Annotated in this window: 1 protein-coding gene and 2 pseudogenes; 1 reads left to right on the forward strand and 2 read right to left on the reverse strand. The window is 29.0% G+C overall.

Annotated elements, in window-relative coordinates:
* Window positions 1-108 (forward strand): annotated as a pseudogene (locus FFR48_RS30775) (IS982 family transposase); the annotation flags it as partial.
* A gap of 240 nt (window positions 109-348) precedes the next feature.
* Here the strand turns inward: FFR48_RS30775 and FFR48_RS29170 are convergent.
* Window positions 349-909, reverse strand: a complete 561-nt coding sequence (locus FFR48_RS29170) for a hypothetical protein (protein WP_236104227.1) — start codon at window positions 907-909, stop codon at window positions 349-351.
* Between the two features lie 39 nt (window positions 910-948).
* Window positions 949-1,152 (reverse strand): annotated as a pseudogene (locus FFR48_RS30315) (GIY-YIG nuclease family protein); the annotation flags it as partial.
* Window positions 1,153-1,295: the final 143 nt, after the last annotated feature.

The raw sequence follows: 1,295 nt of genomic DNA on the forward strand, positions 1-1,295 counted from the left end.
ATTACAAGTGATTTTCCCAAATCCATTCATGCCGTCACATATCAAGGGTTTTTACTGAAAGTTCAGGCATTTATTTTTGCCTTCACTCTGCAAGAAGCATTTATCTAATCAGTTACTATTCATACTTGTAATTTCATTATTACTGACCGTCGCTTCTGCATTCTAGGAGTCAATTTTTGATGACTTTCTTTCCATTTGAATCTCTACCGGCTACTTGTTTATTTCCCAAACTTCACCCTAGCGTTCACGAAGTGCAGCGTAGCTATCGCTCTTCCTCATAACTAGCAACTTGGGTTAATAAGGATTTGTTGTTATTCTTGACAGAGAATATTAAAGTTCGGTTTAAAATTAAAATAAAAAATCTACGCAGCTCCATAGGATTTTAAATGTTAAAATAATTATATATAATGCCATATCTAATATTATTTTAATACCAATCCAGAGGGCTTTCAAACAAAAAGGTATTATACCATATATATATGTTGTTAAATTCCATAAATCCCCTAAAAAATGATTTGATAATATATTTTTATGTAAATCATAATTTACCGAATGAAATGAAATAAATAGTATTGTTAAAACAAATGTGCTTATTGCTATCAAAATAGCTACTATTAATGTTAGTATTGAAAATACTTCTAAATTTTTTAATCTTTTTAAAGTTTTGGTTATAAAGTCTTTAATATTTTGTTGTTGGATATAATCATCATTATCTTCTTCTTCATCATCTTCCTCATCATCATCTTCCTCATCATCATCTTCCTCATCATAAGAAATTACATTTTCTTGGTTTTGAATATAATAATCATTAAAGATAATATCTTCTTCGTCATCATCTTCCTCATCATCATAAGAAATTACACTTTCTTGGTTTTGAATATAATAATCATTATTGTTATGTATATTCATTATTTGAATAACATTATAAATTTCATATTCATATGTGAATTCAAACCATTCACCATAAGCACGGTATTGTTGAAATTTACCATGTAGCTCTTTTTCAATTGTATAAACATTATTTACAGATATAAAATGAATTAGTTCTAAAGGATAAGGGCTTTGTCCTCTATTTAATTCTTTTAATCTCTCTTCCGGGTGTCTTACAGTTCGTCCTATTTTATATCTATTTGTTCCTATACTATGAATTAAATAAACGTATCCTGGTCAGGGTAAGAGCATCTCAATCAGGCTTGACATAAGGGCTTTTCGGAATCTAATGTAGAGTCAATGAAACAAGAACTGAGAACTTGAATCATGTAATCGTTATCCATAGCAGTGCGTTTCATTTTTTG

This window comes from Sphaerospermopsis reniformis (assembly GCF_005402885.1).
GTDB classification, from domain to species: Bacteria; Cyanobacteriota; Cyanobacteriia; order Cyanobacteriales; family Nostocaceae; genus Sphaerospermopsis; species Sphaerospermopsis kisseleviana.